At 68.0% G+C, this 18,989-nt stretch carries 24 protein-coding genes; 5 read left to right on the top strand and 19 right to left on the bottom strand.

Annotated elements, in window-relative coordinates; translation table 11 throughout:
• Positions 1–122 precede the first annotated feature (122 nt).
• Both F8S09_RS15385 and F8S09_RS15380 read right to left on the bottom strand, forming a co-directional pair.
• The gene (locus F8S09_RS15385; protein WP_194165383.1) at positions 123–407 is read right to left on the bottom strand and encodes a hypothetical protein; all 285 of its coding nucleotides are present in this window, start codon (positions 405–407) and stop codon (positions 123–125) included.
• 148 nt (positions 408–555) lie between these two features.
• On the bottom strand, positions 556–822 hold the full coding sequence (locus F8S09_RS15380; protein ID WP_019011813.1) for a metal-sensitive transcriptional regulator: 267 nt from the start codon (positions 820–822) through the stop codon (positions 556–558).
• 60 nt (positions 823–882) lie between these two features.
• Between F8S09_RS15380 and F8S09_RS15375 the strand changes: the two genes are divergently transcribed.
• The 3 genes from F8S09_RS15375 to F8S09_RS15365 all read left to right on the top strand — a co-directional run bounded on the left by F8S09_RS15375 (position 883) and on the right by F8S09_RS15365 (position 3,461).
• Positions 883–2,280 (top strand): MBL fold metallo-hydrolase, encoded by a 1,398-nt coding sequence (locus tag F8S09_RS15375; RefSeq protein ID WP_152872344.1) that lies wholly within the window; start codon positions 883–885, stop codon positions 2,278–2,280.
• A gap of 63 nt (positions 2,281–2,343) precedes the next feature.
• Positions 2,344–2,661 carry a rhodanese-like domain-containing protein gene (locus tag F8S09_RS15370; RefSeq protein WP_152872343.1) on the top strand — a complete coding sequence of 106 codons (318 nt, stop codon included), beginning with the start codon at positions 2,344–2,346 and terminating at the stop codon, positions 2,659–2,661.
• Positions 2,658–3,461, top strand: a complete 804-nt coding sequence (locus F8S09_RS15365) for a sulfite exporter TauE/SafE family protein (RefSeq protein ID WP_152872342.1) — start codon at positions 2,658–2,660, stop codon at positions 3,459–3,461. The genes F8S09_RS15370 and F8S09_RS15365 overlap by 4 nt, the downstream gene beginning before the upstream one ends.
• A gap of 157 nt (positions 3,462–3,618) precedes the next feature.
• Here F8S09_RS15365 and F8S09_RS15360 read toward each other — a convergent pair whose 3' ends face one another.
• The 4 genes from F8S09_RS15360 to cax form a co-directional block, all read right to left on the bottom strand.
• Positions 3,619–4,302 carry a YqhA family protein gene (locus F8S09_RS15360; protein WP_322618870.1) on the bottom strand — a complete coding sequence of 228 codons (684 nt, stop codon included), beginning with the start codon at positions 4,300–4,302 and terminating at the stop codon, positions 3,619–3,621.
• Entirely contained in the window at positions 4,299–4,538 is a 240-nt protein-coding gene (locus F8S09_RS15355; RefSeq protein WP_152872341.1) for a hypothetical protein, read from the bottom strand. The genes F8S09_RS15360 and F8S09_RS15355 overlap by 4 nt, the downstream gene beginning before the upstream one ends.
• Positions 4,539–4,561: 23 nt before the next feature.
• Entirely contained in the window at positions 4,562–5,239 is a 678-nt protein-coding gene (locus tag F8S09_RS15350; protein WP_152872340.1) for an AAA family ATPase, read from the bottom strand.
• A gap of 442 nt (positions 5,240–5,681) precedes the next feature.
• Positions 5,682–6,761, bottom strand: a complete 1,080-nt coding sequence (cax, locus tag F8S09_RS15345; RefSeq protein WP_152872339.1) for a calcium/proton exchanger — start codon at positions 6,759–6,761, stop codon at positions 5,682–5,684.
• Positions 6,762–7,106: 345 nt separating this feature from the next.
• Between cax and F8S09_RS15340 the strand changes: the two genes are divergently transcribed.
• The gene (locus F8S09_RS15340; RefSeq protein ID WP_152872338.1) at positions 7,107–7,997 is read left to right on the top strand and encodes a 3-hydroxyacyl-CoA dehydrogenase; all 891 of its coding nucleotides are present in this window, start codon (positions 7,107–7,109) and stop codon (positions 7,995–7,997) included.
• Between the two features lie 532 nt (positions 7,998–8,529).
• On the opposite strand, the gene F8S09_RS15335 is transcribed toward F8S09_RS15340, so the two are convergent.
• The 7 genes from F8S09_RS15335 to F8S09_RS15310 form a co-directional block, all read right to left on the bottom strand.
• Positions 8,530–8,760, bottom strand: a complete 231-nt coding sequence (locus F8S09_RS15335; RefSeq protein ID WP_152872337.1) for a hypothetical protein — start codon at positions 8,758–8,760, stop codon at positions 8,530–8,532.
• Positions 8,757–9,119, bottom strand: a complete 363-nt coding sequence (locus tag F8S09_RS15330) for an ArsR/SmtB family transcription factor (protein WP_152872336.1) — start codon at positions 9,117–9,119, stop codon at positions 8,757–8,759. Before F8S09_RS15330 ends, F8S09_RS15335 begins: the two co-directional genes overlap by 4 nt.
• A 35-nt stretch (positions 9,120–9,154) precedes the next feature.
• Positions 9,155–9,781, bottom strand: coding sequence for an SCO family protein (locus tag F8S09_RS15325; protein WP_194165381.1), 627 nt, complete (start codon positions 9,779–9,781; stop codon positions 9,155–9,157).
• A 26-nt stretch (positions 9,782–9,807) separates the two neighbouring features.
• The gene (locus F8S09_RS18410) at positions 9,808–9,987 is read right to left on the bottom strand and encodes a hypothetical protein (RefSeq protein ID WP_456318709.1); all 180 of its coding nucleotides are present in this window, start codon (positions 9,985–9,987) and stop codon (positions 9,808–9,810) included.
• On the bottom strand, positions 9,975–10,694 hold the full coding sequence (locus F8S09_RS15320) for a cation diffusion facilitator family transporter (protein ID WP_322618868.1): 720 nt from the start codon (positions 10,692–10,694) through the stop codon (positions 9,975–9,977). Before F8S09_RS15320 ends, F8S09_RS18410 begins: the two co-directional genes overlap by 13 nt.
• Positions 10,695–10,799: 105 nt before the next feature.
• Positions 10,800–11,018 (bottom strand): DUF305 domain-containing protein, encoded by a 219-nt coding sequence (locus F8S09_RS18070; protein ID WP_322618867.1) that lies wholly within the window; start codon positions 11,016–11,018, stop codon positions 10,800–10,802.
• Complete coding sequence (locus F8S09_RS15310) at positions 11,015–13,237, bottom strand: heavy metal translocating P-type ATPase (RefSeq protein ID WP_152872334.1); 2,223 nt, start codon at positions 13,235–13,237, stop codon at positions 11,015–11,017. Before F8S09_RS15310 ends, F8S09_RS18070 begins: the two co-directional genes overlap by 4 nt.
• A gap of 56 nt (positions 13,238–13,293) precedes the next feature.
• Here F8S09_RS15310 and F8S09_RS15305 point away from each other — a divergent pair, with 56 nt between their 5' ends.
• The gene (locus F8S09_RS15305) at positions 13,294–13,596 is read left to right on the top strand and encodes a phosphatase PAP2 family protein (RefSeq protein WP_152872333.1); all 303 of its coding nucleotides are present in this window, start codon (positions 13,294–13,296) and stop codon (positions 13,594–13,596) included.
• A 391-nt stretch (positions 13,597–13,987) separates the two neighbouring features.
• Here F8S09_RS15305 and F8S09_RS15300 read toward each other — a convergent pair whose 3' ends face one another.
• The 6 genes from F8S09_RS15300 to F8S09_RS15275 all read right to left on the bottom strand — a co-directional run bounded on the left by F8S09_RS15300 (position 13,988) and on the right by F8S09_RS15275 (position 18,880).
• Positions 13,988–14,674: an ankyrin repeat domain-containing protein gene (locus F8S09_RS15300; RefSeq protein ID WP_322618866.1), complete on the bottom strand. Its 687-nt coding sequence runs from the start codon at positions 14,672–14,674 to the stop codon at positions 13,988–13,990.
• Complete coding sequence (locus F8S09_RS15295) at positions 14,671–15,201, bottom strand: GlcG/HbpS family heme-binding protein (protein WP_152872332.1); 531 nt, start codon at positions 15,199–15,201, stop codon at positions 14,671–14,673. The genes F8S09_RS15300 and F8S09_RS15295 overlap by 4 nt, the downstream gene beginning before the upstream one ends.
• Before the next feature lie 67 nt (positions 15,202–15,268).
• Positions 15,269–15,901, bottom strand: a complete 633-nt coding sequence (locus tag F8S09_RS15290) for a response regulator transcription factor (RefSeq protein ID WP_152872331.1) — start codon at positions 15,899–15,901, stop codon at positions 15,269–15,271.
• Entirely contained in the window at positions 15,894–17,780 is a 1,887-nt protein-coding gene (locus tag F8S09_RS15285; RefSeq protein WP_152872330.1) for a sensor histidine kinase, read from the bottom strand. The genes F8S09_RS15290 and F8S09_RS15285 overlap by 8 nt, the downstream gene beginning before the upstream one ends.
• A 224-nt stretch (positions 17,781–18,004) precedes the next feature.
• On the bottom strand, positions 18,005–18,226 hold the full coding sequence (locus tag F8S09_RS15280) for a hypothetical protein (protein WP_152872329.1): 222 nt from the start codon (positions 18,224–18,226) through the stop codon (positions 18,005–18,007).
• Between the two features lie 3 nt (positions 18,227–18,229).
• On the bottom strand, positions 18,230–18,880 hold the full coding sequence (locus tag F8S09_RS15275; RefSeq protein WP_152872328.1) for a hypothetical protein: 651 nt from the start codon (positions 18,878–18,880) through the stop codon (positions 18,230–18,232).
• Positions 18,881–18,989 lie beyond the last annotated feature (109 nt).

Here is an 18,989-nt window from a genome sequence, read left to right as displayed (position 1 = left end):
GCCAGGACGATCTGCTCCTTGGTGTCCGTCGGCCAGTTTTTCCGTTGCTTCCCCATACTTTCCCTCCAGTGTGCCCGACCCTCGCAAGGGGGCGGGTGATTTTGGAAGGATTTCCTGGAGCATTACCGGTCCAAGGCCAAGTGCAGGTCCGTCACGCGGATGTTGACGAACTCGGAGACCCGTGCCCCGGTGTAGAACAGCGTCTTGACCATCAGCCCATACCCACTGGCCCGTCGGTAGGCCGCCTCGATCAGCCGCTCGATCTCCTCACGGTCGAGGCGGTCCACCGTGCGCCTGCGCTCCTTGGGGGCGGCGAGCCCCAGGGCTCGCCTGGCGTCCTCGACGACGTGCTTGGTCTGGTCGTAGGTCAGGTGGTGCTTGCGCCACAACTTGACGGTTTCCCACACCACCTCCCGCAAGGAGTTCGCTTCTTCGATTTGACCCCGAAGTTCGTCCCCTTTTTCCAGCGGCTCTGCTCATGGCATTCCCCAGGGGAGCCCTAACTTCTTCGGGGTATGTGCATTCGGCGAAGTTCCGGGACGTTGAGAGCGTCCCTCAACGGGCGAGCTTGAGCAGCCGCACGAGGTCAGCGGGCTTCTCCCCGCGTGCCTGGCACATTTCCACGTAGGTTTCCAGGATCACGTCGCCGGTGGACTCGAAGGCACTCTTGGCGCTGGCGTACAGGCTCATCACCTCCACGCAGCCTTTCTCCTCCTCCACCATCTTCTGGAGACCCCGAATCTGTCCCTCCAGGCGGCGCAGTCGGTTGAGAATTTTGGTCTTTTCGGCTTCACGGTCACTCACGGGGACGGTCGCGGTCATGGGAACAGTATACCCCCCTGGGTATTTGACAGGATAGGGGGGGGGGTATACGATCTCGCCATGTACTTCAAGCGCTTCTACGACACGGACCTCGCCCAGGCGTCCTACATGATCGGCTGCCAGAAGACCGGCGAGTGCCTGGTGGTGGACCCGGTCCGCGACATTGCCCAGTACCTCGAAGAGGCGAAGAGCCAGAAGTTGCGCGTCACCCACGTCACCGAGACGCACATTCACGCCGACTACCTCTCCGGCAGCCGCGAACTGGCCAAGGCGACCGGCGCGAATCTGCTGCTCTCCGACGAGGGCGGCGAAGGCTGGCAGTACACCTACTACACCTACGACGATGAACACCAAAACCTCCATGACGGGGACACCTTCATGGTGGGCAACATCCGCATCCAGGCCGTCCATACGCCGGGCCACACGCCCGAGCACATGAGCTTTCTGGTCACTGATACGCCCCGGGGCGACACGCCGAGCATGATGCTGACCGGCGACTTCGTGTTCGTCGGGGACCTGGGCCGCCCGGACCTGCTGGACGAGGCGGCGGGTGGACAGGACACGCGCTACGTGGGCGCGAAGCAGATGTTCGCTTCTCTGCGCGACAAGTTTCTGACCCTGCCCGACTACGTGCAGGTCTGGCCTGGTCACGGCTCGGGGAGTGCCTGTGGCAAGGCGCTGGGCGCAGTACCGACCACGACCGTTGGCTATGAGCGGGCGCTGAGCTGGTGGGGCAAGCTCGTCGAGAAGGGGGACGAGGAGGGCTTCACGAAGGAACTCCTCGAAGGCCAGCCCGACGCGCCGCTGTACTACGGGCGCATGAAGCTAGAAAACCGCGACGGCCCCGCCCTGCTGGGTGAGGTGCAGCCGCTCGCCGAGCTGAGCGCCGAGGGCGTGAAGGCCAAGGTCGCTGCCGGTGCCCGGTTGATCGACACCCGCAAGAAAGAGGAGCACCAGGCTGCCGCGCCCGTGGGCAGCGTGAACATCCCCGACGGCGGCACCCTGGAGACATGGGCAGGCTGGCTGCTGACCCCGGGCCGCGAGCTGATCCTGCTTGCCCCTGAGAACCGCGCCGAGGACCTGCGTCGGAAGCTGTGGATGGTGGGCTTGGACCACGTGACGGGCTTCATCCCCAGCGCTGAAGGCCTGGAAACCGTCCCCGCCCAGCCCATCCCCGCGGCCAAGCTCGGCTCGCACGAAGGTGCGCTGATTCTGGACGTGCGGGCGAAGACCGAGTACGAGGAGGGCCACATCCCCGGAGCGCGGCAACTGCACGCCGGACGCCTCCCGTGGCGGCTGGACACCCTGCCGCATGACCGCGAGATCGTCGTGCACTGCCAGGGCGGAGCACGCAGCGCTGCGGCTGCCAGCCTGCTCCGTGCTGAGGGGTTCGACGTGCTGGAACTCGCCGGGGGCTATGACGCCTGGGCGAAGACTGAGAAGGAAACGTCCATCTAACCCCCACCGGGTGGAGGCGGCCCAGGGGGCGCCGCCTCCGCCCCTTGCTGAAAGGAGCTTCCCATGACCTACCAGGACATCTTCACCACCGAACTTGAAGGCAAGAAGCGGGGGGGCGCCCGCCTCGTGGACGTGCGCGAGCGCGAGGAGTACGCCGCCGGGCACATTCCCGGGGCCGTGAACCTCCCCCTGAGTGAACTCGCCGGGCGCGAAGGCGAGATCGAGCCGAACACCGTACTGGTCTGCGCGAGCGGGGGCCGGTCCTCGCAGGCGGCGGCCTCCCTCGCCTCTCAGGGTAAGACCGGGCTGATGAACCTCTCCGGGGGCACCGCGGCCTGGATGCGTGAGGGCCGCGAGGTGACGAGCGGCGAGCAGCCATGATCTTCGCCTGGATCGGCGCGGCCCTGATCGGCCTCTCGCTGGGGCTGCTGGGGTCGGGCGGGTCCATCCTGACGGTGCCGGTGCTCGTCTACCTCGTGGGCGAGCCGGAGAAGCTGGCGATTGCCGAGTCCCTCGCCATCGTGGGCGGCATCAGCCTGATCGGGTCGATTCCCTACGCGCTGAAGCGGCAGATCGACTGGCGCAGTGTGCTGTGGTTCGGCGTGCCCGGCGTGGTGGGCACCTTTCTGGGCGCGGCGCTGAGCGTGTACCTCAGCGGCGTGGTGCAACTGCTGCTCTTTGCCGTGGTGATGCTGCTCGCCGCCGTGATGATGTTCCGGCCCGCGAAGGCCCAGCCGCAAGGCGAGTCGGCCCACACGCGCTCGCCCCTCAAGATCGGGGCCGAGGGCCTGGGCGTCGGCGCCCTGACCGGCCTGGTGGGCGTGGGCGGGGGCTTCCTGATCATTCCCGCGCTGGTGCTGCTGGGTGGCCTGCCCATGAGCTTGGCCGTCGGCACCAGCCTGCTGATCATCGCCGCCAAGAGCTTCGCGGGCTTCGCCAAGTACGTGAATGTGCTGGCCGAACAGAACCTGTCCATAAACTGGACTTTGATTGCGATCTTCACCGTCATCGGCATCCTGGGCAGCTTTCTGGGGGCGCGGGTGGGCAAGAATATCTCCAACGACAGTCTGAAGCGGGGCTTCGCGGGCTTTCTGGTCGTGATGGGCCTGTACGTGCTGGCGACGAACGTCCCCAAGGTGCTGAACCCGTCCCCGGTCGCCGAAGTGCAAGTCCGGCACTGAGTTCCCAGCACGCCTCCTGCTCAAGCCGCGACCTCACGGCGCGGTGGTCCTGGTGCGGGGGGCACAGGCCTTGAGCGACGCCTGGCGGCAGCGGAGGTAGCTGGCCTCAGTGAATGGAGGGCGGCCAGGTCCGCCTCCAGGAGCATCTTTACCGGGTTCAGCGGTTTGCCCCGCTCCTGACCTTTGCCACGGCCCCGTCTTCCGATGCGGCGTCGCGGGCGTGTTCTGGCCCATGAGATCCTCCTGCCCCTTCACTCCCGTGCTCGAACAATTCCCGCCGGGCCCGCAGAACCGCTCCGGGGGGGCGAAGGTCATGCCCCTGATGCACCCTCTGGAACAGCACCAACGTCCCCGTGGTCAGGGCCAATGCTGCCGCGAACAAGAGCGTCTCCAGCGGCCCCTGCCAGCGAACGAACTGCTTGAGGAAGGTGACGCCCAGCAACACGAGCGTGGCTGAGACGACCTTGTGCTCCAGTTCCGGCAGGCTCTCGACCTCCAGCGCCGAGGACAGGTTCAATGGCCGGATGAACAGGGAGTAGATCCCCACACCGATCAGGTAGAACATGGCGGCCATCAGCATGGTGCCCACGACCTCCAGACCATCGGCGGTCAGCCTGCCCGCCTGCCCACCGCCTCCAGTCACCACGGCCCGCCAGGTCTGGAAGAGAGTAGACAGGGCCAGCGAGGCCCCCTGCAAGAAGAGGCTGAAGGCCGCCAGCACAATTGCCACGACGGGAAGCAGCACCATGAAGCGCGTACGGCCGATCAGTTCACTGAGGACGTCCTGTGCGGGCGGCGGCGCCGAGGCCTGACCTTCTTGCCGCTTCCGGGCGCGGCTCACTTGCACCGGACATAGGCCACGCGCTCCAGGTTGATGACATGCGCGTTCCCCCTCCGGTCGTGCACCATGATGCTCGGGGGAGTGCTGTGGTCCAGGGCTCTCAGCAGCGCGGTGAGTTCACTGGCGTGGAGGGTGGCCCGGATGGGTGCCGTCTCTCCCTTGAGCAAGGGCTCGGTGTGCCGAACGTCCCGGAACTCCGGGTCGGAGGGCGCCAGCCACTCCCAGAAACGGTTCAAGCCCAGGTGCAGGGTAGCCATGGTCAGGCCCCGATCCGGGCCCCTGGGGCAAGGTGGGGGGCCTGGCTTAAAGGGCAAGGACCGGCGGCCACACCGTACCGGTGCTCGAAGGCGAGCCGGCAAAGTGCGCGGTGCGTGGCCCCGTCCGATGGAAGGATCAGCACGTCCGTCCCCCGCGCCCGGGTGACCAGCGCAGCCTCCATCTCCCGGAGCGCGGACAGGTGGGCAGTGGCTGGACCCGACGGTCGGCGACCCCCGGTATCGGCCGCCCGTTGCACGAACCGCGCGTGATGCACCCGGTCGCTGGGAGCAGTCAGCAGGACGCGCAGCACCCGGGTGCCCCGGAACCGCAGGGTCTCGTTCGGCAGCAGGTGCACGCCCTCGACCACCACCGTCCGGTGCTCGGACAGCGCACGCTCCACCGCAGCTTGAAGCGCGGGAGCGAGCGCCTGCGCTTGCTGATCCATGGTGGCCAGGAGGTCCGGGTCGCCCGTATCAGAACAGGATGCAAAACTGGAGTGGTGCAGGTGGGGCAGGGCGATTGCCGGGATCAGGCTGCGCATGGCGGCGCGCAACACGTCAGTAGAAAGAAGGTGAGCGTTAAGGGTCCGGCCAAGGGCATGGGCGGTGTGGGATTTGCCGACGCCGCTGACTCCACCGATCAGAATCAGCAAGCGGGAACACGGAATTGGTGTGGACATGTTGTGGCTCCAGAGGGTACAGAGGCATGGACGCTGCCCTGTGAGCACAGCGTTCCTGCAACGGGGGCGGTACAAGGCGCCGGGACGACCGCCAGGCACAGGGGGGCTCGACGTCAGCGCCCGGGACCGGTCAATGCCACCGGAGCGGCATGACGGGATGTGGAGAGAGAGCTGCTCAGCAGGCGCGGGAAAGGGTGGACAGAGTCACCACCGTGGGCTCGCTGAGCAGCAAATTCGGGATCCTCATACCACCTCCAGACGCCGGAGGCCTGCACGGAACATGGACGGCCTGCCGGGAAAGTGCCGCCATCATGCGTCAATGACGCAGAAAAGGCAAATAGGGATCAGGGACCTCAGCCTTGAGACCGACTTCCCGGTCGGGAAGGCACCAGAGGGTGCCGCGCCGAGGGGACAGTGATGCCGGGGGCACCCAGGTTACCTGTCAGGACACGGGGTAGAAAAACACGGCCAGCGCCAGAATGGCGTACACCGACAGCAGCAACAGTCCCTCCAGCCAGTTCGTCTCCGCGTCCCGCACCACGCTGTTGGAGATGATCACGGCGCCGAAGATGGCCACAAGTTCCAGCGGCGTCACGACGAGGTTCATGGGCTGTCCCACGACCAGGCCCGCCAGCACGAGCAGCGGGGCTACGAGGAGAGCGACCTGGACTGTCGAGCCCAGGCTGATGGTCATGGAGAGGTTCATCTTGTTCCTCAGGGCGAACATGACGGCGGCGGCATGCTCCGCAGCGTTGCCGATGATAGGAATCAGGATCAGGCCGACAAAGAACTCGCTGAGGCCAAGTGCCGCCGTCGCTTCCTCGAGCGTGCTCACCAGGAACTCGGACATGACGGCAACGGCGACCGTGGCGGCGGCCAGGACCCCCAGGGCACGGGGAACGCTCCAGAGGGTGCCCTGCTGCTCGCCCTGGGCCTCGTCGTCGTCGGCGGTGGAGAGGATATCGCGGTGACTGACCAGGGTGAAGTACAGGTAGCCGAGATAAACCAAGATCAGGACGGCGGCGGTGGCCTCGCTGAGATTCACGTCGAGGGCGGCCACCTGCTGGGGAGCCACGGCCCGCGCCGTCAGGTCGAAGATGGTGGGAATCATCAGGGCCAGGACGCTGATCACGAGCAGGCTGGAGATGGTCCCGGCCGACTTCAGGTTGAAGCGCTGCTCCCTGTGCCTTAGGCCGCCCAGCAGCGCGGCAGCCCCCATGACCAGCAGGAGATTGCCGAGAATTGAGCCCACGATGCTGGCCTTGACGACGTCCAGCTTGCCTGCCTGAAGCGCAAAGAAGGCGATGATGAGTTCCGTGGCGTTGCCGAAGGTGGCGTTCAGCAGACCACCGACGGTCGAACCGGCGCGCACGGCGAGCTGTTCCGTGGCGTTTCCCATGATTCCCGCCAGCGGCAGGATGGCGAGGGCCGCGCTGATGAAGATCAGGGTGGGATTTCCGCCCGTGATCTCCAGCAAGACCGCGACAGGCAGGAAGATCAGCAGGACGTTCAGCCACTTCATGCGCGGCAGTGTAACCAGAGCATGAGGCTGCGGGTCTTGAGCGCCCCCTGAACTCCGGCGCGATAGGGGGCAGAGACCGTGCAGGTTGAGCCTGCCCCAGCATTCACACTGTCAACGCCGTTCCCTTCCCCTTACCCACAAAAGCACCCAGCAACCGAGCAGCCCAAGGCCAGAACCCGCAAGCCCAGACTGATGGCACCGTACGGCACCGGGGGACGGGCCGGCTTAACCGCTTATTCCATAACCGATGAACCTGGGCTCTTCTCGACTACGATCGGCATGGAGCGGAGTAGGAAGCCCTCTCGACAGCGCGGGACCGTGGCCAGACAGCCAGGAGGACCAATCATGACCATCAAGACCGTCGCGGTGTGCGGCAGTGGCGTGCTGGGATCACAGATCGCCTTTCAGACGGCCTTTCACGGCTTTGACGTGCGGGTGTACGACGTCAGCGACGAGGCCATCACCCGCGCCCGGGAGACCATGCAGGGCTTGCAGGGGCGGTATCAGCAGGACCTCCAGGCCACGCCCGAACAGACGCGGGCCGCGCTGGAACGCCTGACCTTTTTCACCGACCTAGCTGGGGCCGTGCGCGGCGCCGACCTCGTCATCGAGGCCATCCCGGAAGTCCTCGACATCAAGCGCGACTTCTATCAGAAGCTGGGCGCGGTCGCCGACCCGGACACCATCTTCGCCACGAACACCTCCACCCTGCTGCCCAGCGACCTGATGGAGGCCACCGGACGCCCGGAGCGGTTCCTGGCGCTGCATTTCGCCAACCAGATCTGGGTGAACAACACCGCCGAGATCATGCGCACGCCGCGCACCGACGACGCCGTGTTCGACGAGGTGGTGGCGTTCGCCAGGGACATCGGCATGGTCGCGCTGCCCCTGCACAAGGAGCAGCCCGGTTACATCCTCAATACTCTCCTTGTGCCGCTCCTGGGGGCAGCCATGGAACTCGTCGTGAAGGGGGTCGCGGACCCGCACACGGTAGACAAGACCTGGATGGTGGCGACCGGGGCGCCGCGCGGCCCCTTCGCCATTCTGGACGTGATCGGCCTGACCACGCCCTACAACATCAATATGGCCGCAGCGGCCCAGGGGGACGAGGGGCGCGGCGCGGTGGCCCAGTACCTGAAGGGCTACATCGACCAGGGCAAGCTGGGCATCGCCACAGGAGAGGGCTTTTACACCTATCCGAACCCCGCCTACCTGCGCGAAGATTTCCTGAAGTAGCGGTCGGAGAGCCTGGCCTGGGGAAGATGCCCGTCACCACCAGGGTGGCCACCGCACCCAGCATGAGCGTTACCCGTTCTTGGCGAAGGCCTAAACCCTCCGGAACAGGACCGAGTGCGAGATTCCGTTGTTTGAGATGTGGTGCGGGGAGCAGGACAGCGTCTACAGGCCGCGTGGCCCTGCCCGGTCCAGTGGCCCCGCGCGGCACCCGGCTCGCCGGAGGGTTGCCTCCCTGCTTGGGCCACACCATCGGCGGCCTCGGAGGCTGGTCTCTCCAGAGTGGCGGGCAGAGCACCAAGACACAACACGTCGGATAGCTCAGGTCAAGGGAGGGTGAAGGCCAGCCGGATGCAGCTGGAGTCCGCTGGGGGCGTCCCTATACGGATTCCGTCTGTTTCGTTACCAACCCGGAACTGCACCGGGTTGCCAACTCTACGCCCGTAGCTCGTTTTTCTCCTGCTCGCTCTGCTTCGCAGCCCCGCAAGTCCGCTCGGGCCCAGTCACTACGTCAACGATTGAAATAGGGTCCGTATTACACGTGAGGGCTCGACCCCCGCAGGCGCATCCGGTACTGAAGGCGCTCGAGCACGAACAGCCCCAGCGTGAGGCCCCCGGGCAGGGGTGCGAGGCCGTTCCAGACAGTCCCTGGACGCTGGATACAGTACAGGTCGCCCTGCCAGCGGCGCTCCACGCCGAACCACCAGCCGCCCACGCCCAGCAGCCCTGCTCCTCCGACCGCCAGCAGAATGGAAACAGGTTTCATTCGCGCACGTGCTCCAGGGCTCCAGCGATCAGGCCGGTGATGTGCTGGTCGAGCAGGCGGTAGTAGGCGACCCGGCCTTCCTTGCGGAACGTGACCAGGCGGTGCGCCCGAAGCAGGCGCAACTGATGGCTGGCGGCACTCTCGCTGATGCTCACCACCGCCGCGAGGTCGCACACACACAGCTCCCCCGTGTTCAGGGCGCTGAGGATCCGGAAACGGGTCGGGTCCGCCACGACCTTCAGCAGTGTGGTGGCGTCTTCCACTCCGGCCGGATCAGGCAGGGCCGCTCGGCTCCGGGCCACCGCCTCAGGATGAACGCAGGTGACCTCGCAGACGTCGTCCCCTGAGGCGCTTCTCATCTCGTGACCATAGCGCAGCGAAGGGAAGGGCACCGTCACCGCATCACCTCCCGCACGTCGGCCGCCACCCGGTTGGTGTCCGTGATCTGGGTGTAATCCCAGACGACCCGCTGCTGCCCCTCGCAGTCGATCAGGTAGACCCCGGTGGTATGGTTGATCTGATAGGTGGCCGCACTCTCCACATCGGCCTTCTGGTAGCCGACGCCCCAGGCGGCCGCCGTCTGCGTGAGCTGAGGCTCCGGGATGAAGACGCCCCGGGCGGATGAGCTGAAGTACGTGACGTACTCCCGCAGCCTGGGCACCTCGTCGCGGGCGGGGTCGAGCGTCACGAGCACGCTGCGAAAATTTCCCCGATCTTTCTCTGGCAGGGCCTGGCGCACCCGTTCCAGGGAGGCGAGCGTGGTCGGGCAGATGTTGGAGCAGTGCAGAAAGCCGAAAAAGACGGCGACTGTCTGACCGCGCAGGTCGCTCAGGGTGAAGGGGCGGCCATCCTCCCCGGTGCCGGTCAGCGCGGGCGCGGCGGTCTGCGGGCTATACACGGTGTCGTAAAAGGGGAAAGAGCTTTTGATCCGGGCATAGGCCCACACACCGCCGAGCAGCAGAGCGACTGCCAGCAACGCCCACAGCATGGAGTGCCAGGTGGGACGGCGCGGAGGGGACATGACGGAGGAAATGGAGGAGGCGTCGTTCATGGGTGCAGATGTCCTTCCTGCCCGGCGTGGAGGCCAGGCGGTTCGAGTTGAACGGTGCTGTGCTCGATGCCGTAGCCCTCGGCAAGCTGCTGGACCTGGGGCAGCAGGTCGGCCTCGGACATGGCGACGACCAGGTGAGCCGTCAGGTTGTGCCCGCCACTGGTCACGCTCCACACGTGGAGGTCGTGAACCTGCTGAACTCCAGGAAGGCCCGCAAGGTCCGTACGCAGCCGGTCTCCAGTCCCTCGGGCGCGCCCTCCATCAGCACATTCACACTGGTCTTCAGCAGTGTCCAGGTACGCGGCAGCACCCACAGCCCGATGAGCGCACCCAGCAGCGGGTCCACCCAGGTCGGTCCCATGAAGCGGATGATCAGCGTCCCCACGATCACGGCCACCGAACCCAGCAGGTCTCCCATGACCTCCAGATAGGCCGACTTCATGTTCAGGCTGTTCTGGCTGCCCCCCACCAGGATGCGGGCGCTGATGACATTGACGAGCATGCCCAGCACCGCCACGACCAGCATGGGCGTGGTCTGCACCTCGACCGGATCACTCAGCCGCCCGTAGGCCTCCACCAAGATGTATATGCCGATGGCGAACAGCGCCCCGGCGTTGACGGCTGCCGCCAGAATCTCGGCCCGGCGATAGCCGAAGGTGCGCCGCCGGTCAGCCGCCCGCTGCCCCAGACGGATCGCCACAAGGGAAAGCGCCAGCGCCATCACGTCGGTGAGCATGTGCCCAGCATCTGAGAGCAGCGCGAGGCTCCCGGAGAGCAAGCCGGAGACGACCTCGACGATCAGGAAAGTACCGGTCAGGGCTAGCGCGATTCCCAGTTGCCCGGCATTCGCGTTCCCGCCGTGGCTGTGGCTGTGCTCACTCACGGTGCAGGCTGTCCATCCGATGGGGGCGGCGCATCAGCACCAGGGACTGGATTTCCGCCTCCCGCAGGGGTAGCAACGCCAGTGTCTGCATCTGCCGGGAGATGGTCAGACCCACCGCGGGTCGGCCATGGGGGCTTCGCGGTCCGCGAGTGGCCGTCCCCAGGCCATCAGCCAGCCCCGCATCTGTCGAATCTGGGCCTGCTCACTCAGCAGAAGGTCCTGCGCCAAGAGTTTCACCGCCGGGTCAGCCGCCCGCATGAAGAGGGTGACACTCATGGTCACCGGCTGGGCATGATGGGCGCTCATGTCCCGGGCGAAGGTCACGTCCGGGCTTGCCTCGCCGGAACAGCCGCCGACCGGGACGTTGGGGCTTCAGTGCCTTTCCAGCGCAGCAGGCGCAGGGCGTTGGCCGTCACCAGGGCGGTGGCTCCCGTATCGGCCAGGATCGCCATCCAGAGGTTGGTGTACCCCAGCAGGGTGGTAATCAGGAAGATGACCTTGAGGCCCAGCGCGAAGGCGATATTGACCTTGATGTTCTGCATGGTGGCCCGGGACAGGTCTACCAGGTCCGCCACGCCACCGACGCGCTCGCGCAGCAGGGCCGCGTCCGCCGTCTCCAGCGCCACGTCGGTGCCGCCGCCCATCGCGATGCCCACGTCCGACTGTGCCAGCGCGGGGGCGTCGTTGATGCCGTCGCCCACCATCGCCACGCCCCCGTGTGCTTTCAACCCGGCGATCACGCGCAGCTTGTCTTCCGGCAGCAGATCCGCTTGTACGCCGAGGCCCAGGTCGCCCGCGATGGCCCGCCCGGTGCGGGCGTTGTCACCGGTGAGCATCAGGGGGGTCACGCCCAGGCGCCGCAGGCGGGCGAGGGCCTCACGCGCGTCGGGTCGGGGTTCGTCACGGATGGCAATCACGCCGAGGGGAGTGCGGCCCTCCAGCAGCACCACGGCGGTGCGGCCCTGCTCCTCGAACCCCTGGATGGCCTCGCCCAGCTCAGCGGGCAGGACGGTCAGGGTGGCGGCGTGCCGGGGGGAACTGACACTCAGCGTCCGGCCCCCCACGGTGGCGCTCACGGCCTTGCCGGGGAGAGCCTGAGCGTCCGTGATGGGCGGGAGGGACAGCTTCGCCTCCTTCGCCGCGTCGGTGATTGCCCTCGCCAGCGGGTGGCTGCTGCCCGACTCCACGGCGGCGGCGAGGCGCAAAACCTCGTTCTTGTCGAGGCCCTGTCCCAGAATGTCCGTCACCCGAGGCTGCCCGGCCGTCAACGTCCCGGTCTTGTCGAAGGCCACTGTCTTCACGCTGCCGATGGCTTCCAGGGCCGCACCGCCCTTGATCAGCAGGCCCCGGCGGGCCCCGGCGCTGATGCCGCTGGTGATGGCGGCGGGGACAGAGAGCACCAGCGCACAGGGACAACCGATCAGGAGCAGGGCGATGCCCTTGTAGAGCCAGGAAGACCACTCGGCGCCCAGGAACAGGGGCGGGATCAGGGCCACCAGCGCGGAGACGCCCACCACGCCAGGCGTGTACCAGCGGCTGAAGCGGTCGATAAAGCGGGCGGTGGGGGCCTTGCTGCCTTCGGCCTCCTCGACCAGATGGATGACGCGGGCGATGGTGTTGTCGTGCGCGGAGCGGTCCACCCGTACGGTGAGCATCCCGTCCGTATTGATGCTGCCCGCGTAGACCGTGTCCCCGGTACCCTTCACGACCGGGACGCTCTCGCCGGTGACGGGGCTGTCATTCAGGCTGGAGGTACCACCCAGGATGGTGCCGTCAGCGGGAACGCGCGCGCCGGGGTTGACCTGCACCACCTGCCCGACCTGGAGGGCATCGGCGGCCACCTCGCGGGCCTGCCCGTTTTCCAGCAGCACCGCCGTCTTGGGGGCGAGGGCTGCCAGCGCCTGGATGCCTGCCCTCGCCCGCCCTGCCGCGATGCCCTCCAGCAATTCCCCAACCGCGAAGAAGAACACGACGACGGCCCCCTCGGCGGCTTCCCCGATCAGGACCGCACCGATGGCGGCCAAGCTCACCAGCGTGTTGATGCTGAAGTAGTCCCCAAACCGCGCACTGGCAACCGCCTTTTTTGCCAGCGGCCACACACCCAGCAGGGTCGCGGCGACGTACCCGTAGGTCGCCAATTGCGGCTCCATGAACCCGAACAGCCAGGCGAGAGCCAGCAACACGCCCGAGCCGACGACCAGCTTGCCCTGTCCGGTCACGTACCAGGGCTGACCGGGTTTCGGAGCCTCGTGGACGTGTCCATGACCCGCGTGATCGTGGTCGTGCCCGGCGTGGTCTCCGGCCGCAGAAGGCTTTGGGGCCAGCAGCGACGGCGTATAGCCCAGGGCCTTGAGGTTGCGCTCCAAGCGGTCCCGCCCGGTTTGGGTCTCGTCCAACGCCAGCGCTAGGGTCTGCCTGTTGAAGCTGGTCTTGACCTCGCCGGTGCCTGGGAGCGTCGCCACCATGTGCTCGACCTTCTGGACGCAACTGGCACAGTCCATGCCGTCCACAAAGTACTCGAGCTGGGAGGGAGAGGCACTCATGCCTACAACTATATATGAACTGATGATCATATGTAAGGACGTATGATCCCCCTGACATGGGGTCCGCCCTAACCCTACTGCGGTGGCACACCCGCTGGCGGCTCCCCGGGATGGTGTTGGGCGTGCTGTACGTCCTCGGGACGATAGGGTCGCGGGTCTACATCGGCGTCTATTCCCCGACGGACGTGTTCGCCGGGATGCTCTTCTCGGTCACGTGGGTCCTCAGCCTCGCGTGGGGGGTGCAGCTGCGCCGCGAGCGCTCCGCGACAGACGGCTGGCCGACTCAGGAAGAAGCCCGAACAGCGCGTGCCGCCAGGCTAAGCCCCCTGCGGATCTTCTCCCGCCGTTCATGTCGCTGAAGGTCTCGGCCCTGGTCGGGGGCGACAGCGCCAGAGCCATTTCGGTCTCAAGCTGAACAGCGAAGCGGCGACCTCGCTGATTCCGGTGGCGCAGAGCTGCGAGTTGATTACGGCGGCGCTGAACCCAGCGGATGAGGTGGTGGACTGGACCCGCCAGACCCACTTCCTCCGAATACGCGGCGGAGAAGAAGCTTGCCCGCGTGGTGACACCCTGCACCTGGGGCTGAGCGACTTCTGGAATGGCGACCTGGCCGACGGGCAACTCGCCCCCACTGGCCGGTATCAGGTGCAGGCCGGGCTGCGGGTGACCCGCCGCGATGGGCGCGTGGAGTGGCTCAGCGCCCAGCCACCTGGTTGGAGGTCCCATGAGGCAAGACTGCCCCCCGCCAAATCACTTCCCCCCTGCGCTGGTCAACAGTTGCACCATAGCCCCGTAGCCGCGCTGGTTTGCGTGTGCCAGAGGGGTGACTCCCTCGCGGTCGGCGAGATTGGGGTTGGCCCCCGCCGCGAGGAGCAGGCGCACGATCTCGGTATGCCGGGTACCCCCGTCGCCCAGGATCACCGCCTCCAGCAGGGCTGTCCAGCTCAGATTGTTGACGTGATCGACGTTGATCTCCGTCTTCAGGAGCTCGCGGACGTACGCGACGTGGCCCCGGTCCGCGGCCGGAATCAGGGCGGTGCCCCCAAAGCGGTTGGTGCGCGTTAGATCGGGTCCTGCCCGCAGCACCTCGCGCAGCATCGCCACGCTGCCCGTCTCACCGGTCACCAGCAGGGCGTTGTTGCGGGCCGTGTCCTGCGGGTCCGGATCGGCCCCGGCGTCAATCAGCAGGCGGGCGACGGCCACATGATCTCCCAGCGCCGCGGCAGTCAGGGCGGTGCGGCCGTCCGGGCGCCGGGCGTTGGCCGAGGCCCCGCGCCCCAACAGGTCGCGCACACGCCCGGCGTCGCCCTGCTCGGCGGCCTGCCACAGGGCCGCATTCCGTGTCATCTGGCTCACCTGTCCCGGAGGGGTGGCCGCCCCACCCGCGCCCGCCGCCCAGGGCAGCGCGAGGAGAGCGGCCAGCACGGCGGCTTTCACCGGCCCAGGACCGCCGTGGCCGCGTCGGTGCCACACTTTTCGTCGATCTGGCCGCTGGGCGCACCGCCCACGCCGATGGCGCCGACCACCGCACCCTCCACCCGAATTGGGGCGCCGCCTGCCAGCACGAGGAAGCGGTCAATGCGGGCGAGTTCGGCCGAGGCAGGGTTGTTGCGGATGTTCTCCGCGATGGCCGCCGTCGTGTTGCGGGCCGAGGCGCTGGTGTACGCCTTACGGAAGCTGGCGTCCACGGTGTGCGGTCCGGCATTTTCCGCCCGCGCCACTGCAAGGGTGATCCCGGCCCGGTCCACGACCGTCGCCGTGACGTTGTAGCCCTGCGCGGCACAGTTGGTGACCGCAAGCTGGGCGATGCGCAGCGCCGCCGCGAGGCTGAGGCTGGCCTGGGGCACGGTGGCTGTCGCGGCGAGCCGGACGGGGGACGGTGCGGGCGGAGTCTGCGCGGGCGTGGTCTGGGCGAGGGCGGTGGGCAGGCTCAGGGCCAGCAGGCCGAGGAGTATTCGCTTCATGCGTCCACTGTGGCGCCCGCACCCGGTTCCGTGCCATTCGGGGGGGTGCGGTGCCGCCTCCGTAAAATTACGGACCTTCGTCCAGGCTGGCCAGGTAGACCCGCACAAGTTGCGCGAGGGAGGCCGCGCCCAGCTTCTCGAAGAGGCTCGCGCGGTGCGTCTCCACCGTGCGGACCGAGATGCCCAGCGCCCGCGCGGCCTGCTTGTTGCTCGCGCCGTCCACGATCAGGCGCAGCACCTCCTGCTCCCGCGCCGTGAGCCCCGCGACGGCCCCGCGGGCTTCCTGGGTGACCGCGAGCCGGGACCGCCGCGCCAGGTGCGTGCGAATGCCCAGCGCGACCCCTTCGAGCAGCGCGAGTTCATCCACCGGCTTGGTCAGGAACTCGGTCGCACCTCCCTTAAACGCGCGGCGGCAGACGTCGATGTCCCCGTGCCCGGTGATCACGATGACCGGCAGGTCCACGCCCTCCCGCGTGAGCTGTTCTTGCAACTGCAAGCCGCTCACCTGCGGCATCCGCACGTCGAGAATCAGGCAGCCGAGCGCCTCCCGGTCGAGCGCCGCCAGGAAGGCTCGGGCGTCCGGAAAGTCCCGAACCTTGAGTCCCACGGTGCCCAGCAGGGTCGCAAGGGCGTCGCGCACCGCGTCGTCGTCATCCACCAGGAACACGGTGGGTTCGGTGGCGGGCAGGGGCTCACGCATGGGCGGCCTCTCGCCGCGCCAGCGGCAACGTCAGGGTGAACACCGCGCCCCCGGACACGTTCTCTCCCCGCAGGTCGCCTCCCATCCCCTGCACCAGGGTGTGGGACAGCGACAGGCCCAGCCCCAGGCCCCCCGGTTTGGTAGTAACAAAGGGCGTGAACAGCCGGTCGCGCACGGTGTCGGGCAGGCCTGGTCCGGTGTCGCGCACCTCCACGAGGGCGCCCGCGCCCTGCTGCCGGGCCGAGAGTCGAACCTCTGCGCCCGGCGTTGCCCTCACGGCGTCGGCAGCGTTGCGCACGAGGTTGAGCAGCACCTGCTCGAGATGCACGGGGTCGCCCTGCACGATCAGGGGCCGGGGATCGGGGCACACGGTCAGCCGGATGCCGTCCCGTTCGGCCTCATGGCCCATCAGCGTCGCCACGTTGTCCAGCACCTGATTCACGTCCACCGGGCGCGTCTGGGTGGGGTCCCGCTTCACCAGGGTCCGCAGGTGGGCGATGATGCTCGCCGCCCGCTTGGCCTGGGTGACAGTTGCCTCTACCGAGCGCCGCACCCGGGCCTCGTCCCGCTCGGGGTCGTCCAACAGGCGCAGCGCCGCTTGGCCGTGGCTCACGATGGCGGTGAGCGGCTGGTTGAGTTCGTGGGCGAGGCCCGCGCTCATCTCGCCCAGGGTGGACAGGCGCGTGACGTGCGCCAGGGTCTCGGCATGCTCGCGCACCCGACGCTCGCCCTCCTCCAGCGCCGCCTGCACCCGTGCCCGCAGCGGTCCCACATCTCGCAGCACCAGGACCCACCCGGCCTCCGCCTCGTCCTCCTCCAGCACGGGCGCCAGCGCTCCCTCCACCAGCCGCGCTCCGTCCCCGGTCACCAGGGTGACTCCCGGCGGCAACTCGGTGGGCCGGGACTGCCCCCAAAAGGCGCTGGGGTCAAACGGCTGCTGGTCCAGCGTGGCCCGGAAGCCGACAGCTTCCCGCAGGTCCCGGCCCTCGGTCAGGGCCTCCCCCAGCAGCGCGTGGGCGGCGGGGTTGGCGAGGCGGACCCGGTGCCTGGCGTCGGTCACGATCAGGGCCTCGCTGACCGCGTGAAAGGCGCTTCCCGCCCGTGCCCGCTCGCCCTCCAGGGCACGTCGCGCCTCCCTCGCTGCCCGGCGTGCCCGCTCACGCCCTTCGATGAGGCGGACCCACCCGGCGGCGATCCCCGCCAGCAGCAGGGCAAGCAGCCCCAGACCCGCCACCGGCAGCTCGGTCCAGCGCAGCGGGTGCTCCCCCTCAAACACGAAGGGCTGCTCGGCGCTGCCCAGAACCTTGCCCACCCGCAAGACCGGCAGCAGGCGGTCCGCGCCCCGCGCCGGGTCGCGCACGGCCCGTTGCACCAGCGTCCGGCCGTCGTCCGGGCGGCGCAGCCGGAAGGCCGAGGTCAGGTCGCTGAAGTCCTCCTCCCGGAAAAGGTACCGGGCATCCACCCACACCCGAACGTCTCCCCGCGAGAGGGCATACAGCGCGGGCAAGTTGGGGTGCCACTGCAATCCGCTGCCGCCTTTGGGCACGGGGGCCGTGGGTAGGGCCGCCCCACTCGGCCCTAGGCTCTCGCACTGGGGGCGGCAGCGCTGCACGCCGACGATCTGAGGATACTGCGCCCGCATCGCCGAGGCGTACCCCCCCAGGGCGCCGTCCTGAACCCCAGCGCGGGCGAGGGCCGTCACGCTCGCCAGTACTGCCTCCTGCTGCTCGCCGCGCTGGGAGAGCACCCGGTGCAGGATGCGTGCCCCGGTCTCGAACCGGACCCGCGCGTCACGGACCGACGCACTCCACCACAGCAGCCCCACTCCCAGCATGATTCCCAGCCAGGCGAGCAGGGCAGCGCGGTGCAGGGGCTTCACGGGTCCATCATGGCCGGGAGGGGCGGGGTGTCAAGGCCAGGAGCAACCCACGCGGATTTCACCACGCCGCAGCGCCTGCCCTCCTCGGCGTGAACGGGTGGGTGAGGCCCTGAAAGAGACGTCGGTCAAAGGGAGAAAGGTCTGTGCGGAACTCCTTCTATGATCCACCGCGGCCAGCACCCACAGCACTGTGACCCGCCCCTAGCCACTCAGCCCGGTCGACATCACGGTTCGTCCCGGTCACTGCGGTCCCACAGCCGGACGGCGCCCCAACTCACCAGACCTCCAGTCAGGGCCAGCGCCGCCGCCACCCAGTACAGCCCGGGCAGATGCACACCCGAGATCTCATCTATCGACGTGAAGACCGCGACCGCCAGGGCCAGCCCGAACAGTCCTACGGCACCCAGGGTCACCAGGAGAGCCAGCAACCGGGTCCACTTCACCACGCCCTATTGTCCCCTGGCCTTGCGGCAGTCGATCCGGGCCGAGCCGGTACTGTACCGGGCGGTGGCCTTCTGGGTCGGGTCGGCCTTCAGGGTGGCGGTGATGACGGTCGTCTGGAGGGTCTTGAGGCACTTCGTCCGCAGGACCCCGAGCCGGTCGATGGTGGCGACCTCCGGGCGGCTGGAGTGCCAGGTCACGGCGCGGCCGACGCTCGCCGGGGCATCCAGGAAGACCCGGTAGGACGTCCAGGCGGGCCAGGAGCCGCTCCCGTCGCCCCGGGTGGAGCGGATCTGGAAGTCGCGGATCAGTGGCGCGTCGGGACGGGGCCTCAGGGTCAGCGTCAGGTGGGGCGGATTCACCGGGCCGCAGCGGCTCTCCTGCACCCGCACGTTCCGCACGGTGGTGGGCCGATACCAGCGCTTGGACGCGGTGACGGTGTAGCGCCCATCCGCGCCCTTCTGGAAGCTGACCTTGAGGGTATTGCTGGGCGAGCGAGAGGCCCCGGACCCAGTGGCGGCCGTCCCCAGGACCAGACCGCGCTCGTTCTTGACGGTGACGGTTACCGGGGAGATGAAGATGCTGGGACACACGGAGGGCGGTGGGGGCGCCGCGTGTGGGCTGGCGGCCAGAGCCAAGGTCCACAGGGAGGTGAGCATGATCTCAGGCTACGTCCGGTGTCTGACGCGAGGCTGTGACTCTCCGAGGTCCGTGCCCCGACGCCTGTGGCCCGGCGCTGCGCGGCACAGGCAGATCTGCGGACACCCG

Origin of the sequence: Deinococcus terrestris, from assembly GCF_009377345.1 — a bacterium.
Lineage (GTDB): Bacteria > Deinococcota > Deinococci > Deinococcales > Deinococcaceae > Deinococcus > Deinococcus terrestris.
The sequence above is the reverse complement of the archived record's forward strand: the minus strand, read 5'-3'. Positions and strand labels throughout refer to the sequence as shown.